Here is a 19,475-nt window from a genome sequence, read left to right as displayed (position 1 = left end):
ATCGGCTCTGCCCATTTGTAACTATTCACAAATCTTATATCAGTTTTTAACGTTTACACAAAACTTGAAACGGTCTCAAAAAGACGCCAAAAAACTACTATTCACCAGCTATTTCTCGCATCATTGATTATATCTATCATGGTAAAAATAAAACTTTAACCTTAAATCAACTGGCATCTTTAGTTAATTTAACACCTAAATATCTGTCTGCCCTGTTCCATAAAGAAACCGGACAGACGCTTACTGTTTTTATCCATAAAGTTCTTATTGAAAAGGCACAGAATTTACTGGCACATTCCGACTATAGTCTGGGTGAAATCAGTACTTACTTGAATTTTTCATCTCAAAGTTATTTTATTTCTATTTTTAAGAGATACACTGGTATAACTCCCGGACAATATCGTAAAATGCATCGCCAGATTAGTTGGTAAAATAGAAAATAAAATAAGAATATCGATGATTAAACGTTACTATCGCCAGAACTTTTCTCGTCTTGAAGATAAAAGAAAGCTACCAGTTTTTCCTCTGATAGCTTTCCATTCATTCTTATTCTGTTGGGAACATCGCTGCTTCCAGCTTATTCATCTCTGTATCCGAAAGACCATATTTTCCTGAATTATCTTTTTCCACGGATACTTTTACAGTAACAGTTTTTCCATAACTGTTCTTTTCAAGACTCTTCTGGACACTTTCCGTTAATACGGCTGCAAAGACTTCCGGATCATTTCCATCCAATCCCTGCTTTATTTTTTCATTGCTTACCTCTGTAGAGCTTTGTTGCAATGTCTGAAATACATTGGATGGTTCAACTTGTACACTTACTGTATAAACTCCATCCTCTTCTTTCACATCCTGTACTTTGTATTTTGCCAGTTTCTTTACTTCTGTCAGTTTTTCCGTATAATCAGCAATTCCTTTATCCGTAATGTTATCGAAATCATCAAATTGCTTTTGGATGCTCTCATTAAAATCCTCTTCGATTTCTTTCTTTGCATCTTTTTCCGAAAGTTCTAACAGATTCGCATAGTCCTTATATTCTCCATGATAGTATGCATCAAGAGAACTTTGGGCGTAAGATTTGGCATCGAAGTCTGGTTGTTTAGAGCACGCACTAATCCCAATACTTAACATTATCGTTCCCAAAATCATTAGATACTTTTGTAAGTTTTTCATCCTGTTATCCTCATACTTTTACTTTACAAAAAAATCCACAAATTTTCCGGCCTTTGATGGTAGTTTAAATTTATATTCTTGTCCTTCATACTTGAAAGAAAACTTTCCACCAAATAATCCGGCTTTTCCTTGGATATTTTTCATATTTGGAATATAAATTTTTGCCCATCGTTCATCATACGAATTATCAATGTTAGCATGATAAATATATAATATATTTTCATTTATACTTAGCAATGCTAAACCTCTGATACTTCATATTGTCTCTTCTAATTTTCCAAGTAAATCATTCATTCATTGGCTTATTACAACAACTGTTCCAACTAATTCCTCTACTTCATTTCTAAACAGGATGAAAGTCGAATTTTAAGAAATGGCACTATATAACTCTATATAGCACCATTATCTCTTAAAAATTTCTTATACATCTCTTCAATTTTCTTCAAATCTTCATGGTGCAAATCACCTATTTTAAAAATAAAACTGTCTTTTGTAAGAAGTGTTACTTTTGATACTCTTGCAGTAGAAGCCAATCTTAAACCAGCTTCCTCCCAATAAATAATTGGTGTATCATAAGGATCTTCTTTCCTTGCTTTGTGTTTGGTGATTTTAACTGATAATACACCAAGAATATTTTCATCAAGTACAACAACTGGTCTATTTATTGATTTGCTTTCATCTTCCTCTAAAGGAAATTCCACAAACCACACTTCACCTTTGTTCACTATTTAACACCTTTCTCCTTTTTCATTTGTTCAAACATATCATCCCATTCAGATTCATCATTCCATTCGTCAGCAGATGATATGACAGCTTTGCCTTCTTTATTATAATTTGTGTTCTGCATTGCTAACTTATATGCTTGTAATCCATAAATTCCAGTATTCATATCAGGCTTAAATGGTAATGCTTGCTCCCTTACTGCCTGTTTCGCAGCCATAGTAAAGAAAGTAGTCATATCAAGTCCAAGACTAGACATAAGTTCTTGCAATTGAGCCTTTAACGTTTCATCAATTCTCATTGTTACATTTGTATTTGCCATATATATCACTCCTTTCTTAATATTATTATATTCTCCATTTTTGCCTTTGTCAATACAATGTATTAACATTGCACATGAAAGTTAAAATTACTTGGCATTTTTAATCGAACATTTTCAGTTCTGGCATATATTTCTGTATTCAGCCTGCATTACGTCTACTATTGTGGATTCGAAGAATCTGTCTGAATATGGCTCATAAAATAATGTCTTCGGTATTGGTTCGTCGATATAGGTGTTGCATTCACCAAACATATATGAACCGTATATATACCGTTCTTCCGCTTTTTTAACATTTAAAGCATCCATAATCTTTTCATGAGCTTCTTTACCATACAGTTCTTTAAGCTTTCTCTGATAATCTTTATAAGACTGGTCAACTAAAGCGTATATCTCTTGAATGATGTCGGAATAACACACTCTTCATCCATGACTATGACATACGATAAATACAGTTACAGATTCACCAAGGTAATTGAGTCGCTCGGATTAAATAAGGAGCATCGACCACATGATCCACGAAAAACGTTTATAACCAGATGTAGGAAGGCGGATGTTGATATAAATGCTCTGAAGCAAATGGTTGGTCACTCGATTAAGGATATAACGGAATCGGTCTATACGGTTCGTGATGTAGAATGGCTAAGAAAAGACCTGGAAAAAATGCAATAAAAGGGAGCTCTCTTAATCAAAAGAAAAGCTCCCTAATAAATTACCATATGGTGGTCAAATGTGGTGGTCAAATAGTGGTCAAACGACACAATTTCAACTACTTTTTACCACATCTTAATACTCTTAAAAGTGTTGATTTTACGCACTTTCTTAGAATTTACCAGCCTTTGCTGCTTCCTCTACGGAAACGGCAACTGCTACTGTGGCACCAACCATTGGGTTGTTACCCATTCCGATTAAGCCCATCATCTCAACGTGAGCTGGTACGGAAGAAGAACCTGCAAACTGTGCATCAGAGTGCATACGTCCCATAGTATCTGTCATACCATAAGAAGCAGGACCTGCAGCCATGTTATCTGGGTGAAGAGTACGTCCTGTACCACCGCCGGATGCTACAGAGAAGTATTTCTTACCCTGCTCGATACATTCTTTCTTGTATGTACCTGCAACCGGATGCTGGAAACGTGTTGGGTTGGTAGAGTTACCGGTAATGGAAACACCTACGTTCTCATGATGCATGATTGCAACACCTTCCTGAACATCATCAGCACCGTAACATTTTACAGTTGCACGAAGTCCGTTAGAATATGCTTTTTCATATACAACGTTAAGTTTAGCTGCTTTGTAATCATACTGTGTCTCAACAAATGTAAATCCGTTGATACGTGAAATAATCTGTGCAGCATCTTTTCCAAGTCCGTTTAAGATAACACGAAGTGGTTTCTGACGTACTTTGTTTGCTTTCTCAGCGATTCCGATTGCACCTTCAGCAGCTGCAAAGGACTCGTGTCCAGCTAAGAAACAGAAGCACTCTGTCTCTTCCTCTAATAACATTTTTCCAAGGTTACCATGTCCAAGACCTACTTTTCTGTGGTCAGCAACAGAACCTGGAATACAGAATGCCTGAAGACCTTCACCGATTGCTGCGGCAGCATCAGCAGCTCTTTTGCATCCTTTTTTGATTGCGATTGCTGCACCTATAGTGTAAGCCCAGCAAGCGTTCTCGAAACAGATAGGCTGGATTTTCTTTACCTGATCATATACATCAAGTCCAGCATCTTTTGTAATTTTTTCAGCTTCTTCAATAGAGCTGATACCATAGCTGTTTAATACAGCGTTAATCTGGTCAATTCTTCTTTCATATCCTTCAAATAATGCCATTATCTTCGTCTCTCCTTTCTTACTCTTCTCTTGGGTCAATGATCTTAACAGCATCAGCTACACGACCATACTGGCCTTTTGCTTTTTCCCATGCAGTGTTAGGGTCATCACCTTTTTTGATAAAGTCTGTCATTTTTCCAAGAGAAACGAACTGATATCCGATAACTTCGTTGTTCTCGTCAAGAGCGATGCCTGTTACATAACCTTCAGCCATCTCTAAGTAACGAACACCTTTCTCCTTTGTTGCGTACATAGTACCAACCTGGGAACGAAGTCCTTTTCCTAAATCTTCCAGACCAGCACCTACTGCAAGTCCGTCATCAGAGAATGCACTCTGAGTACGTCCGTAAACGATCTGTAAGAATAACTCTCTCATTGCTGTATTGATTGCGTCACAAACAAGGTCAGTATTTAATGCTTCAAGAATTGTTTTTCCCTGAAGAACCTCTGCTGCCATTGCTGCTGAATGTGTCATACCTGAGCATCCGATTGTCTCAACCAGTGCTTCTTCAATCACACCATTCTTTACATTTAATGAAAGCTTGCAGGCACCCTGCTGTGGTGCACACCAGCCTACACCGTGTGTAAATCCTGAAATATCTTCAATTTTTTTGGAATGAACCCATTTTCCTTCTTCTGGAATTGGAGCTGGCTCATGTTTTGCGCCCTTGGCAACAGGACACATGTTTTCGACTTCCTTCGTGTAAATCATTATAAGACTCCTTTCGATATGAAATATATATCATGTTAAACTTTGTTATACATTTAACACACCGCCCTCATTTTCTCACATTTTTTTACATTAGTCCAGTCTTTTTTACAGGAAATGCACCTTAATTTTCTCAATTTGTTAATCTAATGCCTCCATCCGCTCAAATGCAAAGGATGCTCCGATTGCTCCAACCAGTGTCAGCAGGAATATAACGACTATCATCATAATGAATCCTGCAGTCACAGAAATGAACGCTCCCGCTGCTACTGCCACAATGATTCCGACACATAATACCAGTCCCTGGAACAGCATCCGAAGAATTGTTCTGCCCAGTTCTCCAAACATTTTCCCTATCACGACATCTGCCAGCATATTCATATAAAGCTTATTTGCATTCAGGCACATATATAAAATGACGGTCAAAATCATGTAAGACACCGGAAGTCCCATTACGATACTGCCCGGCAGCGTAATCAGAAGTCCGTCAATCAGCGCACGGATATGCTCCATTTTGGTGGCATACCACATTTTCTTAAAATTGCTGTCCGGAATCAGATAGGTGTATGGATTTGCCAGTTCCTTCGACCACTTCGTCTTATAACCGCTGAAAATAAAGATAACATAGGCTATGACGCCCGGAATTACAAACATTTTAAAAGGCTGGCTGGAAATTTTATTATAATAAGAAACAACCGCAATTGCCACACCTATAACCAGAAACAGCACCGAATTCCAGCCAAAGATAAAGAAACGGTTTTTACGGTATTCTAATACCTGCCGGTAGAAAATTGCTTTAGCGTAAGTTCCCTTATAAGCCATCTTTACATTCCGCAAATACTTTTTCTTGCCATTTCCAACTACGACCTCGCCCTTTTTCGAGCGTTTCATCCGGTCATCATAATCTTCTGCAAATTTTGCAGCATCTTCATAGAATTCTCCGGTACACTTCATCTTTTTCGCATAAAGTACCAGCAAAACAGTACTGATTAAAAGAAGTACGGTTGCCACCACATTGATTCCTGCAGGACCTATGATAATAAGCTGAATCAATGCAATTTCCCATCCTATAATCGGAATCAGCTGTACCACTGGAAGCTGGATTAAGTCCACAAACACAGATAACTGCATACCTTTCACCGAAACAAAGTAGATTGCCACCAGTGCAAAAGCTGCCATTACTCCATACATAATATAGGTAAGTACGGTAAAGAACTGTTTGGGAAGTGTTTCATTTCCATAGCAGATAATCATTAACGCTCCCTCTAAAATATTTTCCAGTACACCAGCATAAAGGAAATATAAAATCATCTTATATGGTGTAACACCAAATACACCAATTCCAAGTACCAGTACAAATAGTTCAACAATAAAATTGGTTAAGAACTGCTTCATTCCGGCATGAAGAATAACCTTCTTCGGTTCTTCCGGTGCAGCAAATACAAAATGTACTTCTGACGGGCGGAACAACAGTCCTTTTCTCTTGATATAGGAAATCAGATTTGCCGGAACAATCATAACCATCAGTATGGATAAAACAGTTGCGATTCCTTCCGGGCTGTTTAATCCGAAATCGACAGACATGGAACCAAGTCCATACAATATCAATGCTGCATATAAAACAACAAATACCAGTGCAAGAAAAGTCCGTGGCCGTTTCAGGCTCCGCTTCACTTTATTCTTAATGGTCTGGAAAAAAACAAAGGAAAGACTACTCATGTTCTTCACCACCAGTCTTTGGTTCTGTCACTTCAAAGAATAGTTCTTCTATGTCTTTATCCGCAATTTCTTTTTTGTTAAATGTTGCTATAATTTTCCCTTGTTCCATTACAAACATCACATCCCACAAATCTTTTACCATTTCAAGCATATGTGTACTGATAAGAATGGTACAGCCTTTCTCTTTTAACTCCAGCACAACTTCTTTCAGTTCTTTTATGGCTGCCGGGTCAAGTCCAACCATTGGCTCATCCAACATAACAACCTTTGGATGAATAGCAAGTGCACAACAAATACTGACCTTCTGCATCATTCCTTTGGACAATTCATTTCCCAGCTTCTCCTGTTTATCCAGAAGCTCAAAACGTGTCAGCAGTGCATCTATTTCTTCCTCTGTAATGTCACTGTTATATGCCCGCTTCACATATTCGATATGCTCCCGCACCGTCAGTGCTTCAAACATTGCCGGAATCTCCGGTACATAGCCAAATATTTTCTTCGCTTCCAGGCTTCTTGCCTTCATTCCATTAATACCAACACCGCCTTCATAACGAAGGAGTCCTGCAATACTCTTTATAATGGTTGATTTTCCGGCACCATTTGGTCCAAGCAGGATACCGACCTGACCATCCTGCACCATAAAGCTGACATGGTCCACTGCTACATTCTTTCCATATTTCTTAGTAAGCTCTTGTACTTCTAACATTTTCACCCTCCAAAATTCACGAGAAACACTCTTTGTAAGCTTCCCGTATATACTGCGAGAAACACTCTTTTCAAAGTTCTCGTCCAACTAAAAAGCAGCCATATGTATTACTTAATTAATACAGTAATGCATATAGCTGTTTTTGTCAACCATTCATTTCTTAATTTTCTATTGTCATTTTCTGCAAGCAGCTACCGCAGGTAACTTCCGCGGGTAAATTTCCATCCGTTTAGCCTTCTGCTTTACTTACAATTTCATTCTTATTCTTATAAATAGAATGCGCCGGAACTACTCCACGTACCGGGGAAAGCGGATAAATATTGGTATGTGGTCCGATGACCGTTCCCGGATTCAATACGGAATTACAGCCGACCTCTACAAAATCTCCTAACATGGCACCGAATTTCTTGCGTCCGGTTTCCATCTTCTCATCAGCAGATTTTACTACCACCAGTGTCTTATCGGATTTTACATTGGATGTGATGGAACCTGCTCCCATGTGTGACTTGTATCCTAAAATAGAATCTCCCACATAATTATAGTGTGGTACCTGCACGGAATTAAAAAGAATAACATTCTTTAACTCGGTAGAATTGCCTACCACCGTTCCTTTTCCGACAATTGCATTGCCACGAATGAATGCACAGTGTCGTATTTCAGCATTTTCATCAATAATTAAAGGACCATTTAAACATGCTGTCGGTGCCACTGTAGCGGATTTTGCCACCCAGATATCCTCACCCTTCTGTTCATAAACATCCGGATTCAATGTTTTTCCCAGTTCTTTGATATAATCTCCGATTCCGGCAAGTGCCTCCCACGGATAAGTAAATTGTGCAAGATAATCCTTTGCGATTGTCTCCTCTAATGTATACATATTACTGATTTTGCACTGTTCCATCTTTCTCTTCCTCTCTTTCTTCTTCCGGTTTCCGGTCAAAATCAAAACGGATTTCATCCTCTTCAAACTTCAGACAGGTATCAAATACATTTCCTGCTTTCGAAGTAAATCCGGTTATTTTTTTAGCGGTATATCCTTTTGTAAAAAGCTCTTCTAATACTTCTTCAGCCAGTTCCACCTTTGCTACATAGCGGTTCACCCGGAATCCGCAGTCACATTCATAGTACCACTGGCTTTTCTTTAACAATGCCCCGCACTTTGGACATTTTACTTTTGTCTCTTCCGGTTTCGGACGCTCCGGAAAGTCAAATTCAATGCGTCCATCCTCGGTAAGCTTCAATGGTGCATCAAATTTCTTGCCATTCTTAGACTTAAATCCTGTTATAATTTCTGTCTTTCCAGTTAGTAAAAGTGCTTTCACCTGAGTTTCCTTTAATTTTACTCCAGCTATTTTACCGATTGAGAAACGGCAGCTGTCCTCTTTGTTTCTGTCATAATTGGCACAGCCATAGCCAAATGGAGTCTGCACAATATCACCCTGACACAGTGGACATTTTACATCTTTTACCTTCTTTGCTTCCACATGCTCAAAATCAAATTTCAGGACTTTCTTTCCATTCTCATCTTCGCCAAGCATCAGGCAGGCATCAAATTTCTTCTTATTCTTTGAAGTAAATCCACGAATCGTTCCGGTTCTTCCATTGGTCAGAAGCTCCTTCACCTGGGCGGTGTTTAAATCTTTCCCGGCTATTTTGCCAATGGCAAACCGGCAGCCAGCCTCATCTTCCGCTTTATAATTGGCACAGCCATAACCAAATGGCTTTATTTCTATTGCTCCGCCACACAACGGACAGCTTACGCCCTCTATGGTCTCCGGCTCATTCTGTGAAAAATCAAAGGTTATATTAGGTTTTCCTTCTTCATCCTTTGTCATCACAAGGCAGGCAGAAAACTTCATCTTATTCTTCGAAGTAAATCCCTTTAAGACTCCGGTTCGGTCTTCGCTTAATAACTGCCTTACTTCTTCATCGTTAAGCTCTCTTCCGGCGATGGCACCAATAGCAAAACGGCAGCCACTGCCATCTTTATTATAATTTGAGCAGCCATAACCAAAAGGTGTAGTCTCAATCTCACCGCCACAGACCGGACAGGTTGCTCCGATTTTAACCTTTGCCTTCATATCTTTGGCATTGCTGCCAGCCAATGGCCGGATCTGCCCGGCAATCTGGCTGGTGAGATTCTCATTTATCATGGAAACTGTTTCTTTCCGGATAAATTCTTCTAACTTCTCCCGGTAATCTTCCATAGGAACGGTTCCCTGGGTAATGCCATCCAAGCCCTTTTCCCAGGAAGCGGTCATCTTGGGATTCAAAAGTGCCGGAACAGTCATATTCACCACTTCATAAACCATCTCGCCTAAGGCTTCCGGCGTCAGCACCTGTGTTTTCTTATTCAAAGCAAGATAGCCGATACGCACCAGCTTCTTGATGATTTCTGCCCTTGTAGCAGAGGTTCCAATTCCGGAGCCTTTAATCTGTTCTCTTAATTCCTCTTCCTCGATTAACTGTCCCGCATTTTCCATGGCAAGCACCATGGAGCCTGAAGTATAACGCTTTGGCGGAGAAGTCTTTCCCTCTTTTACCAGAAATTCTTTTACTTCTGCGGCATCTCCTTCTTTGAGACTATCTGCAAGTTTTAGTAATGCTGCGCTGTTCTTCGGATTGTTTTCTTCTCCGTCACCATCTTCCTTTTCCCGTTTTTCTTTGGTATCCGGTCTTCCGGCAATTTCAAGATATCCGAGAACCTTTAATACTTTTGCTCCGGCAAAGAAAGATTCCTTTTCAATTCCAATGGTCAGCTTTACCGTCTGATACTGTGCCGGCGGATAGAAAATACTTAAGAAACGCCGCACGATCAGTTCGTAGACCCGCTTCTGCAATTCCGTCAGCGACTTATATTCATTGACCTGTCCGGTTGGAATAATAGCATAATGGTCTGTAATCTTACTGTCATCGGTATAACTGCTCTTTCCGATATTTTTATATAAACCATGCTCCACAATATTTTGCACAAAAGGAGCAACCGGCTCAAAGGAACGGAGTCCTCTGATATTCTTACTGATTTCTTTTGCTACGGCAGAAGATAACACTCTGGCATCCGTTCTCGGATAAGTAGTCAGCTTTCTTTCATATAAGTTCTGTGCTACCTGCAGCGTCTCGTCCGGGCTGATTTTAAACCTTTTCGAGCACTCTGCCTGAAGCTCCGCCAGGTTAAATAAAAGCGGTGCACGTTTCTTTGAAATTCCTTTATCTACTGTTTTTACAATTGCTGTTTTATTAGTTAAATCTTTAATTAATTTTTCTGCATGTACTTTTTCTTTGAATCCATTCTCTTTATAAAGCAACGGAGATGCATAATAAGAAGAACCTTCTACCGCTTTCCATTCACCTTCTATCTCTGCATCAAAGAAATTTCCCACCACCCGGTAAAATGGTGTCTCTACAAAATTACGGATTTCCCGCTCCCGGATTACAACCATGCCAAGTACACAGGTCATGACACGGCCAACTGCAATTGCAGTATAGGACTTGGTTCCTGCAGCATCATTTAAAAGATTTCCATATTTTACAGACATGACACGGGAAAAATTAATTCCCATGGCATAGTCTTCAATGGTACGCATAATCCCGGAATTAGCAAGATTATCATAATCCGACATTGGTCTTGCTTCAGCAATTCCTCTTTTAATTTCTTCCTCCGTCTGCGAATCTATCCATACCCGCAGCTCTTTCATACCTTCACGGACTCCACCGAACCGCCGGATATTCTCTTCAATGGTCTGTCCTTCTTTTCCGGCATCGCCTGCCCAGTAAACGGTATCGATATCTTCCCGATGTAAAAGCTTATGTACGATGTCATACTGTTTGCTTACAGATGGTATGACATTATATTTATAATCTTTCGGAAGAAATGGAAGGTCTTCTAACTTCCACTTCTTATATTTTATATCATATTCTTCCGGATATACCATTTCCACCAGATGACCAACACACCAGGTAATGGCATAGTGACTGTCTTCGATATATCCGTCATTTCTGCCGGATACGCCAAGAATTCGTGCAAATTCCCGGGCAACACTTGGTTTCTCCGTGATAATTAACGACTTACCCAACCGTTATTTCCTCCAATTTCTGTGCCTTTTCTATTATTATGTCTTTTTATCATTTTGACTTTTTATCATTTTTTGACTTTTCCGGCACTTTATAATTCCTTCATATCGATCAGGACAAATCTTTTATCTTCTTCTGCCATCTGCTTTAAATCCTCTGCAAATTCCTGTGCGGAAAACATATAAAGATATTTTGCAGAAATTTTTGCCTGCTTCAGATTATCAAGCAATGCTTCACCTGCCGTGCGGGTCATATAAGGCTCTGACCAGTTACAGATTCCGACAATGCTCTCACGGACACTGTTCTGGGCGACAATATCGATATTGCCCTTCTTTCCAACCCAGGTTCCAATCCGGTGAATGTCAATCGGAAGTTTACCAATACGATTTAATAAAGTCAGATATTCCCGGCAGACCTTGACAAAATAACGGTTCATATAGTCATCTAAATCTTTTTCAATATAAGTATCATAAAATTCTTCCGGTGCCATCATATATAAGTCCGATAAATGTGGATAGACAAAACGGAACCAGAAATTCACATAAGTATTGGCAATGCGGTAAACACCCTTTTTCGTATTCTCCCAGCCACCGGTATCAAAGGAAACCACCTTTTCTACCACATCAAATGCCATCAGGTTCTTCATGTAGACACTGATTTTTGCTCTGGAGAAGCCTGTCTTTAAAAAGAGGTCATTCAGCTTATTATTTCCAGAAGCCAATGCTGCAAGTATTGTATTATATACAGAAAGTTCTCTTAATTCAATGCTGATATAATTTTCTGCCTCATGGAACAGGAAGCCATCCGGAGACAAAATATGCCGACAGACATTTTCCTTAATACTCTTTTTGGAGTTCCAGCGCGCAAGATAACCCGGCACACCTCCAATAATTCCATAGACCTGCACTGCCTGACTGGTTCCATATTCTGGGAAATGTCGAACCACATCAAGAAATGTCGCATCCTCCATGCGGATGGCTGCGTCTACCTTCTTTAAGTATTCACCATATTTTTCTCTGCAGTCTTCCTCTACCCATACCAGTGAAGAGCTGGTCAGAATAATCATAACAGGACCCGGATATAATTTCTTTGCTTTCAGTTTCAGAATGCTGTTCATAAAGCCGACATCTTTTCTGGCAATATACTGGAATTCATCAATGACAACCACAAGCTTGGTCGGGTCTCCACTCTTGATGCGGTTAAAGAATTCATCATAACTATAGCGTGTCAGACGAATCCCGTATTTTGCTTCCACTTCCTGCCCCATCTGTAAAACCTGTTCCCTTTCGGATGCCTGTCTGGCGCGATAGTAAAAAAACTTTTTCTCCTTACAGAATTCTTTTATTAACTGCTCTTTCTGGCAGTTATCTCTTCCATATAAAAGAACAATCTGATTGCCGGACTGTCCATATACCTCTTCTAATTTCTTTAATTCGGATGTCTGAATCATCATTAGTAATATCCTCCAGAATTTCTAATTTTAAGAAGTCACTCTAACAGAAATAATATCACATTTTAATTTTTCTATCAACGCCAAAACGATAAAAAAGAATGTGCCTTGGCACATTCTTTTCTGTCTTCATTTTGTTACATATTTTGCTGCTTATTTTGCAGTAATGTAACCCTGTGCTTTTAAAAGTTCTGCACAAAGAACAGCTCCACCAGCCGCACCACGTACGGTATTGTGGGATAATCCTACGAATTTCCAATCATATACGGTGTCCTCACGAAGACGTCCAACACTGATTCCCATACCGTTTTCATAGTTAACATCCATAGAAACCTGTGGTCTGTTGTCTTCTTCTAAGTACTGGATAAACTGCTTTGGTGCACTTGGAAGATTTAATTCCTGTGGTACTCCCTTGAAGTTTACTAATTTTTCGATTAACTGCTCTTTTGTAGGGTTCTTTTTGAACTTAACAAATACAGCTGCTGTATGTCCGTTTAATACCGGAACACGGATACACTGGCAGGTAATAACCGGTGATGCAGCAGGTACGATAACACCATCTTTGATTTCACCCCAGATACGAAGCGGCTCTTTTTCGGATTTTTCTTCTTCACCACCAATGTATGGGATAATATTTCCAACCATTTCCGGCCAGTCCTTAAAGGTTTTTCCGGCACCGGAAATTGCCTGATAGGTGGTTGCTACTACTTCATATGGTTCAAATTCTTTCCATGCTGTAAGAACAGGAGCATAACTCTGGATGGAGCAGTTTGGTTTTACTGCAACGAATCCTCTCTTGGTTCCCAGTCTCTTGCGCTGGAATTCGATTACTTTCATATGTTCCGGATTGATTTCAGGTACTACCATAGGAACATCCGGTGTCCATCTGTGTGCACTGTTGTTAGAAACAACAGGAGTCTCTGTTTTAGCATATGCTTCTTCAATTGCTTTGATTTCATCTTTGGTCATATCTACGGCACTGAATACGAAATCAACTTCTGCTGCAACATTTTCTACTTCATTTACATTCTTTACTACAATATTTTTAACGGCTTCCGGCATTGGAGTATCCATTTTCCAACGATCTCCAACTGCTTCTGCATAGGTCTTTCCTGCACTTCTTGGGCTTGCTGCAATTGTAGTTACCTCAAACCATGGATGATTCTCCAGAAGAGAGATAAATCTCTGACCTACCATTCCTGTTCCACCTAAAATACCAACTTTTAATTTGCTGCTCATTTCTTTTTCTCCTCACGTTTTTATGTTCGTCTATCGCGAACAGTTGTCTTTCTGATAAATATACTATCCTATTTATACAAAAAATGCAATTCACAATTTATCAAAAATTACTAAGTGAATTGCATTTTTCTTATACATATGTACCAATTTTTTAAAATAAGCTACTTATTTTCTACGCCTCTTCCGGCAGATTCAACTCATCCTGCCAGTCCTTTGACAGATATTCCTTATGCAATGCAATGACTTTTTCCATTGCGTCTTTACCAGGCGCACCAACAGTCAGACGTTTATTAACACAGGTTTCCATGGAAATTGCTTCATAGATATCTTCTTCAAATACCGGACAGATTGCCTTTAACTCATCCAATGACATATCATCAATGGCAATCTTCTTATCCAGACAATAAAGCACGATTCTTCCTACAATACCGTGGGCATCACGGAAAGGAACGCCATGATTTACCAGATAATCGGCTGCATCTGTCGCATTGGTAAATCCCTTGTTGGCACTGTCATGCATTTTTTCTTTATTGAATTTCATAGTTGCGAGCATACCGTTAAAGAGTGCCAGACAGCCTTTTGCAGTATCCATGGCATCAAAGGAAAGCTCCTTGTCTTCCTGCATATCTTTATTATACGCAAGGGGAATTCCCTTCATTGTAGTAAGCAATGACATCAGTGCACCATACACTCTTCCGGTCTTTCCACGTACCAATTCTGCAATATCCGGATTTTTCTTCTGTGGCATAATGCTGCTTCCGGTGCTGTATGCATCGTCAATCTCTACAAACTGATATTCATTGGAATTCCAGATGATAACTTCTTCTGAGAAACGGCTTAAATGCATCATAATCGTTGATAATGCAGATAAAAATTCGATTAAGTAGTCACGGTCTGATACGCCATCCATACTGTTTAAGGTTGGTCCATAGAAACCAAGTAATTCTGCGGTATATTCACGGTCTAATGGATAAGTAGTTCCTGCCAGGGCACCGGAACCTAACGGACAGTAATTCATTCTCTGAAAAATATCCTGCAGGCGGAGTCTGTCACGGCGGAACATCTCAAAATAAGCTCCCATATGATGTGCCAGTGTAATCGGCTGTGCTTTCTGAAGATGGGTAAATCCCGGCATAATCGTCTCGGTATTTTCTTCCATAATCTTAAGAATGGTCTCAAGAAGTTCTTTTACCAGCTTGTCAGTATGCAATACTTCCTGTCTGGTATAAAGACGCATGTCCAGTGCAACCTGATCATTTCTGCTTCGTCCGGTATGTAATTTCTTACCGGTATCTCCCAGACGGTCAATGAGCTTTGCCTCTACAAAGCTGTGAATGTCTTCGTATTCATCGGAAATAATAAGCTTTCCTTCTTCTACTTCTTTTAAGATTTCTTTTAAACAGTCTACAATATCCTGCATTTCTTTCTCTGTTAAAATGCCCTGTTTTCCAAGCATTTTCACATGTGCAATGCTGCCTTCCATATCCTGTTTATATAATTTCTGATCAAATGATATAGACGCATTAAAATTGTAAACGAGCTTGTCTGTCTCTTTGGTAAATCGTCCGCCCCATAACTGTGCCACTCTTTTATCCTCTCTTTCCATACGGATGTCCGTACTTATTCTAAACTAAAATCCATAACTAACTTCTGAAAGTATACCTTATTTTTCATAAAATGACAACCAGAAGAAATCACTCCTGTACTGTCTGCTCACTTTCCTGCGCCGCACGTTCTCTTTTCTGTTCTTCCCGCTCCCGCTTCGAAAATACACAGCCACAATAATCCTGCCGGTACATGCCATACTCTGCCGAAATTACGGTAGAACGCTTATAGCCATCCCGTTTCTTAAAATCCGAATATAAATAGGGAATGCCATATTCTTCAGCCAGCCTTCCGCCAATCTCATTTAACTTTACAGCATTCTTCATGGGACTGATAGACAGCGTTGTCGTAAAATAATCACAATTTAATTTTTTCGCATACTCTGCCGCTTCCCGCAGTCTTAATTCATAGCAGCGGAAACACCGTTCGCCACCCTCCCGGATATTTTCATAACCTTTTACTGTTTCATAAAAACGCTCCGGTTCAAAGTTTCCTTCCACATAGGTGACAGGATATTTCGTTGGAAATTCTTTAATAAAGCGTTTCTGCTCCGCTGCTCTGTGATAATATTCATCCTCCGGATAAATATTGGGATTATAATACAGCACCGTAATATAAAAATAGTTGGAAAGATACTCTAATACATAAGAACTGCATGGTGCACAGCAGCTATGAAGCAAAAGTTTCGGAACTTCTCCTTTTTCTTCTAATCCGGCAATCATTTCATCTAATATTTTCTGGTAATTTTCTTTCATCGTATTTACCTTTCCCATTCAAAATTTCTGTCGATTCTGTTCCTATTATAATCTATCCTTTTCTTCTGTCAATCCGGGTGACCAATCTCATTTTTTCACATATATTATCCTATAAACTTCTATCAGGTGAATACCATGTGCTCCATCCTTGAATTGTCCAATATAGATTATATTTATCATACAAAAGACGGCGAAACCAAGGCTCTGTCCAATATCAGTTTTACTTTATCCAATGGAGAATTTGTTGCTATTGTAGGTCCCAGTGGATGTGGCAAATCAACACTTTTATCCCTTATCTGTGGTCTTCTTGTCCCATCCGGCGGCAGCATTTCCTTCATGGGTCACCCCCTGCAGTCAAAGGATATTTTAAATATGGGATACATGCTCCAGAAAGACCATCTCTTAGAGTGGCGTACCATCGCATCCAATGTCCAATTAGGGCTGGAAATCCAGCACAAAATGACACCAGAAAATCTTGCTTATGCCAGCCGGCTGTTAGAAACTTATGGACTTGCCGATTTTGCTGCAAAACGTCCTTCTGAGCTTTCCGGCGGCATGCGGCAGCGGGCTGCCCTGATTCGGACCCTGGTACTTCGCCCGGAGCTGCTTCTCTTAGATGAACCCTTCTCGGCATTAGATTATCAGACCCGCCTTAATGTCAGCAATGACATCGGTACCATTCTGCGGCAGGAACATAAAACCGCCATTCTTGTAACCCATGATTTATCCGAAGCAATTTCCATGGGAGACCGTGTTATTGTCTTAAGCCACCGGCCGGGCACAATCCGCTCCATTATACCCATATCTTTTGATCCTGGTCTTACGCCTTTAGAAAAACGGAATGACAGCCATTTTAAATCCTATTTTAACTTAATATGGAAGGAATTTAATCAAAATGAATAACCCATCCTCTGCACAGCTTATGTACTTACGGCAATGCCGCAGGCATCAGCTTAAAATAAAAATCTTTCGCGTTCTGATTCTTGTTGTCTTTTTATTACAATGGGAGCTTTGTGCCAGATATGGAAAAATCGACCCCTTTATTTTCAGCAGTCCCACCAGACTTATCATCTGCTTCTACCAGATGATTACCGGTCAGAAGCTCCTTTATCACATTGGAATCACCCTGTTTGAAACCTTAAGCAGCTTTTTCTTTGTTATTATTTTAACATTACTGATTGCTGCAATCCTCTGGTTTTCCAAAACCTTATCCGAAACCTTAGAGCCTTATCTTGTGGTTTTAAATTCCCTGCCAAAATCTGCGCTGGCTCCGCTGCTGATTGTATGGCTGGGAGGCAATTACAAGACCATTATCATCACCGGTATGTCCGTAGCTATCTTTGGCTCTATTCTGAGTCTTTACACTGCTTTTTGTGATATGGATAAAGAAAAGATTCTTCTGATAAAGACATTAGGCGGCACCCGTAATGATGTCATGTTTAAAATTATGCTGCCGGGCTGTATTCCCACCCTGCTTTCTATTATGAAAGTCAACATCGGTCTTTGTCTGGTTGGTGTTATCATCGGTGAATTTATTGCAGCAAAAAAAGGCTTAGGCTATCTTATTATTTATGGCAGCCAGGTTTTTAAATTAGACTGGGTCATCTTATCGATTCTGATTCTCTGTCTCATTGCCATGCTGCTCTATCAGCTGATTGGAAGTTTTGAGAAGCTCTGCTTAAAGAGGAACTAAAGAAAGGCGGTATGAATTGCACCTGCTCTTCATACTGCCTTTCTCTTTCTTACTTTACAGGAAATTGCTTATGAATTTTTATGCTTCTTCGATTTCTTCAAAGTCACAGTAATCTGCTCCTGCTTCAGAAGCAAACTTAAAACTTACTTTCTCGCCCTGATATTCCACGATAAAATCACCTTCCATATCAAGGAAAGAATGTGCCTGGGCTATATTATCCAAGAATTCTGCCATATCTGCCGGAAAGTCTTTTGCATCTGCCTCTACGCTGCACTCTTCTTCTAAGATTTCCTGCTCCACAAAGAGACGCAGGGTAAAATCATCCAAATCACTTTCATCATCAAAGTCTACACCCTGAAAATAATGATTGCCGCAATTTTTAAATAAGTTCTTTACATAAGAGGTACTGGATAAAATTCTCGACTGGGATACATCCTCTGCCTCAAGATAAATATGATAGGTTATCTTCACCTGATTTTCTGCCATGGTATCTTACCTTCCTTCTTCTGTCTTGATCTGCTCTAAGAACAGCATTTCTAATTTATAATCCCGGTCCGGTTCCAACTTTTCCATATTCTTCTTTGGAATGAAGCCGCCAGCCATTGCCGGATGTCCGCCACCGTTTCCATAATCTGCTAATGCCTTTGCTACAACTCTTCCGGCATCTACATGATTGAATGCACTCCGGACAGAAAACTTAATGCCATCAGAACGGATTGCATAAATCACGGAAATATTAACTACATCAAGAGATAAAATAAAGTCTGAAATAATTGCAATCAGCGCATCCGGACAATCAAACGGAATCGATGCAAATCCCACATCATCATAAATGTGGATATTATCGATTGCTGCACCATATGCCTTTAAATCAGAAAACTCCATTACATTTACATACATGGATTTTAACTCTTCCACATCTGCCATTGGATAGATGTATGCAAACATATCCACATCAAGCTTTGTTGTACCACGAACAAAGTCATCCGTATCCATCTTGATGCCATATGCCAGTGCTGCCGCCACATCCCGGCTCATTGGTGTATTGGTAAGATAAAAATACTCTGCAATCATTGTGGCACAGGCTCCTACACGGCGCACATCTTTATAAGCATATTCACAGGCAATTACTGTCGGATGATGGTCAATACATGCCACCTCATCCCCGATAAAATCGGTCAGATTCGTATTATATTTCTGGGAGTCTACGGTAACAATATAGTCCTCTTTCTTCATATCATCCAAATCTTCTTTAGACAAAATATCAATATGAAATGTATCAAACATCTTTCTTGTACTCAGGCGTTCAATCTTGCCATCATAACAGATATCTGCTTTAATCCCATGGTAATTTAAAAAATGCTGTAAGCCAAAGGCACTGGCAATCGCATCCGGATCTGGAAAATTATGTGTCTGAATATAAGTTCTGTGTCCTCTTAATAACTCTACTAATTGTAAGGGATCCATGTTTTATCTCCTGGTA

At 39.7% G+C, this 19,475-nt stretch carries 20 protein-coding genes; 4 read left to right on the top strand and 16 right to left on the bottom strand.

Going from position 1 to position 19,475, the window contains the following annotated elements:
- The first annotated feature begins 110 nt into the window (after positions 1-110).
- Positions 111-431 carry a helix-turn-helix domain-containing protein gene (locus LKD41_RS16055; protein ID WP_442969790.1) on the top strand — a complete coding sequence of 107 codons (321 nt, stop codon included), beginning with the start codon at positions 111-113 and terminating at the stop codon, positions 429-431.
- A 115-nt stretch (positions 432-546) separates the two neighbouring features.
- Here LKD41_RS16055 and LKD41_RS08910 read toward each other — a convergent pair whose 3' ends face one another.
- The 4 genes from LKD41_RS08910 to LKD41_RS16050 form a co-directional block, all read right to left on the bottom strand.
- Positions 547-1,173, bottom strand: coding sequence for a hypothetical protein (locus LKD41_RS08910; protein ID WP_227700971.1), 627 nt, complete (start codon positions 1,171-1,173; stop codon positions 547-549).
- Between the two features lie 389 nt (positions 1,174-1,562).
- Positions 1,563-1,898, bottom strand: a complete 336-nt coding sequence (locus LKD41_RS08905; RefSeq protein ID WP_227700970.1) for a type II toxin-antitoxin system PemK/MazF family toxin — start codon at positions 1,896-1,898, stop codon at positions 1,563-1,565.
- A complete protein-coding gene (locus tag LKD41_RS08900; RefSeq protein ID WP_227700969.1) occupies positions 1,898-2,215 on the bottom strand; it encodes a type II toxin-antitoxin system RelB/DinJ family antitoxin in 318 nt (105 codons plus the stop codon). Before LKD41_RS08900 ends, LKD41_RS08905 begins: the two co-directional genes overlap by 1 nt.
- Positions 2,216-2,329: 114 nt before the next feature.
- Positions 2,330-2,632, bottom strand: a complete 303-nt coding sequence (locus tag LKD41_RS16050; protein WP_227700968.1) for a DUF6353 family protein — start codon at positions 2,630-2,632, stop codon at positions 2,330-2,332.
- 9 nt (positions 2,633-2,641) lie between these two features.
- On the opposite strand from LKD41_RS16050, the gene LKD41_RS15980 reads away from it, so the two are divergent.
- Positions 2,642-2,884 (top strand): tyrosine-type recombinase/integrase, encoded by a 243-nt coding sequence (locus LKD41_RS15980; protein WP_227700975.1) that lies wholly within the window; start codon positions 2,642-2,644, stop codon positions 2,882-2,884.
- A gap of 150 nt (positions 2,885-3,034) precedes the next feature.
- On the opposite strand, the gene LKD41_RS08885 is transcribed toward LKD41_RS15980, so the two are convergent.
- The 10 genes from LKD41_RS08885 to LKD41_RS08840 form a co-directional block, all read right to left on the bottom strand.
- Complete coding sequence (locus LKD41_RS08885) at positions 3,035-4,045, bottom strand: GGGtGRT protein (RefSeq protein ID WP_117841112.1); 1,011 nt, start codon at positions 4,043-4,045, stop codon at positions 3,035-3,037.
- A 19-nt stretch (positions 4,046-4,064) separates the two neighbouring features.
- Positions 4,065-4,757, bottom strand: a complete 693-nt coding sequence (locus tag LKD41_RS08880; RefSeq protein WP_022243201.1) for an iron-sulfur cluster assembly scaffold protein — start codon at positions 4,755-4,757, stop codon at positions 4,065-4,067.
- 138 nt (positions 4,758-4,895) lie between these two features.
- Positions 4,896-6,473: a putative ABC exporter domain-containing protein gene (locus tag LKD41_RS08875; protein ID WP_227700967.1), complete on the bottom strand. Its 1,578-nt coding sequence runs from the start codon at positions 6,471-6,473 to the stop codon at positions 4,896-4,898.
- Positions 6,466-7,179, bottom strand: a complete 714-nt coding sequence (locus tag LKD41_RS08870) for an ABC transporter ATP-binding protein (RefSeq protein WP_227700966.1) — start codon at positions 7,177-7,179, stop codon at positions 6,466-6,468. Before LKD41_RS08870 ends, LKD41_RS08875 begins: the two co-directional genes overlap by 8 nt.
- Positions 7,180-7,408: 229 nt before the next feature.
- Positions 7,409-8,080 (bottom strand): UDP-N-acetylglucosamine pyrophosphorylase, encoded by a 672-nt coding sequence (locus LKD41_RS08865; RefSeq protein ID WP_227700965.1) that lies wholly within the window; start codon positions 8,078-8,080, stop codon positions 7,409-7,411.
- Positions 8,058-11,252 (bottom strand): type IA DNA topoisomerase, encoded by a 3,195-nt coding sequence (locus tag LKD41_RS08860; RefSeq protein ID WP_227700964.1) that lies wholly within the window; start codon positions 11,250-11,252, stop codon positions 8,058-8,060. The genes LKD41_RS08865 and LKD41_RS08860 overlap by 23 nt, the downstream gene beginning before the upstream one ends.
- 89 nt (positions 11,253-11,341) lie before the next feature.
- A complete protein-coding gene (locus LKD41_RS08855; protein ID WP_227700963.1) occupies positions 11,342-12,703 on the bottom strand; it encodes an ATP-binding protein in 1,362 nt (453 codons plus the stop codon).
- Positions 12,704-12,853: 150 nt separating this feature from the next.
- Positions 12,854-13,939: an aspartate-semialdehyde dehydrogenase gene (gene asd / locus LKD41_RS08850; protein ID WP_227700962.1), complete on the bottom strand. Its 1,086-nt coding sequence runs from the start codon at positions 13,937-13,939 to the stop codon at positions 12,854-12,856.
- A gap of 172 nt (positions 13,940-14,111) precedes the next feature.
- Entirely contained in the window at positions 14,112-15,524 is a 1,413-nt protein-coding gene (gene argH / locus LKD41_RS08845) for an argininosuccinate lyase (RefSeq protein WP_227700961.1), read from the bottom strand.
- A gap of 109 nt (positions 15,525-15,633) precedes the next feature.
- Entirely contained in the window at positions 15,634-16,317 is a 684-nt protein-coding gene (locus LKD41_RS08840) for an epoxyqueuosine reductase QueH (protein ID WP_227700960.1), read from the bottom strand.
- Positions 16,318-16,434: 117 nt separating this feature from the next.
- Here LKD41_RS08840 and LKD41_RS08835 point away from each other — a divergent pair, with 117 nt between their 5' ends.
- Positions 16,435-17,202: an ABC transporter ATP-binding protein gene (locus LKD41_RS08835; protein WP_227700959.1), complete on the top strand. Its 768-nt coding sequence runs from the start codon at positions 16,435-16,437 to the stop codon at positions 17,200-17,202.
- The gene (locus tag LKD41_RS08830) at positions 17,195-17,992 is read left to right on the top strand and encodes an ABC transporter permease (protein ID WP_227700958.1); all 798 of its coding nucleotides are present in this window, start codon (positions 17,195-17,197) and stop codon (positions 17,990-17,992) included. Before LKD41_RS08835 ends, LKD41_RS08830 begins: the two co-directional genes overlap by 8 nt.
- Before the next feature lie 78 nt (positions 17,993-18,070).
- On the opposite strand, the gene LKD41_RS08825 is transcribed toward LKD41_RS08830, so the two are convergent.
- Entirely contained in the window at positions 18,071-18,478 is a 408-nt protein-coding gene (locus tag LKD41_RS08825; RefSeq protein ID WP_227700957.1) for a hypothetical protein, read from the bottom strand.
- Positions 18,479-18,484: 6 nt separating this feature from the next.
- The gene (locus LKD41_RS08820; protein WP_227700956.1) at positions 18,485-19,459 is read right to left on the bottom strand and encodes a DHH family phosphoesterase; all 975 of its coding nucleotides are present in this window, start codon (positions 19,457-19,459) and stop codon (positions 18,485-18,487) included.
- Positions 19,460-19,475 lie beyond the last annotated feature (16 nt).

The organism is Roseburia sp. CLA-AA-H209 (genome assembly GCF_020687575.1).
GTDB lineage: Bacteria > Bacillota > Clostridia > Lachnospirales > Lachnospiraceae > Roseburia_C > Roseburia_C amylophila.
Note: the sequence above shows the minus strand (reverse complement) of the source record. Positions and strands in the feature narration are given on the sequence as shown.

What these genes read in the sequence shown, in the direction of transcription:
- LKD41_RS08910 (WP_227700971.1), bottom strand. Translation starts at nt 1,173, where the DNA reads ATGAAAAACTTACAAAAGTATCTAATGATTTTGGGAACGATAATGTTA.
- LKD41_RS08900 (WP_227700969.1), bottom strand. Translation starts at nt 2,215, where the DNA reads ATGGCAAATACAAATGTAACAATGAGAATTGATGAAACGTTAAAGGCT.
- LKD41_RS15980 (WP_227700975.1), top strand. Translation starts at nt 2,642, where the DNA reads ATGACTATGACATACGATAAATACAGTTACAGATTCACCAAGGTAATT.
- LKD41_RS08885 (WP_117841112.1), bottom strand. Translation starts at nt 4,045, where the DNA reads ATGGCATTATTTGAAGGATATGAAAGAAGAATTGACCAGATTAACGCT.
- LKD41_RS08880 (WP_022243201.1), bottom strand. Translation starts at nt 4,757, where the DNA reads ATGATTTACACGAAGGAAGTCGAAAACATGTGTCCTGTTGCCAAGGGC.
- LKD41_RS08875 (WP_227700967.1), bottom strand. Translation starts at nt 6,473, where the DNA reads ATGAGTAGTCTTTCCTTTGTTTTTTTCCAGACCATTAAGAATAAAGTG.
- LKD41_RS08870 (WP_227700966.1), bottom strand. Translation starts at nt 7,179, where the DNA reads ATGTTAGAAGTACAAGAGCTTACTAAGAAATATGGAAAGAATGTAGCA.
- LKD41_RS08865 (WP_227700965.1), bottom strand. Translation starts at nt 8,080, where the DNA reads ATGGAACAGTGCAAAATCAGTAATATGTATACATTAGAGGAGACAATC.
- LKD41_RS08855 (WP_227700963.1), bottom strand. Translation starts at nt 12,703, where the DNA reads ATGATGATTCAGACATCCGAATTAAAGAAATTAGAAGAGGTATATGGA.
- asd (WP_227700962.1), bottom strand. Translation starts at nt 13,939, where the DNA reads ATGAGCAGCAAATTAAAAGTTGGTATTTTAGGTGGAACAGGAATGGTA.
- LKD41_RS08840 (WP_227700960.1), bottom strand. Translation starts at nt 16,317, where the DNA reads ATGGGAAAGGTAAATACGATGAAAGAAAATTACCAGAAAATATTAGAT.
- LKD41_RS08835 (WP_227700959.1), top strand. Translation starts at nt 16,435, where the DNA reads ATGTGCTCCATCCTTGAATTGTCCAATATAGATTATATTTATCATACA.
- LKD41_RS08830 (WP_227700958.1), top strand. Translation starts at nt 17,195, where the DNA reads ATGAATAACCCATCCTCTGCACAGCTTATGTACTTACGGCAATGCCGC.
- LKD41_RS08825 (WP_227700957.1), bottom strand. Translation starts at nt 18,478, where the DNA reads ATGGCAGAAAATCAGGTGAAGATAACCTATCATATTTATCTTGAGGCA.
- LKD41_RS08820 (WP_227700956.1), bottom strand. Translation starts at nt 19,459, where the DNA reads ATGGATCCCTTACAATTAGTAGAGTTATTAAGAGGACACAGAACTTAT.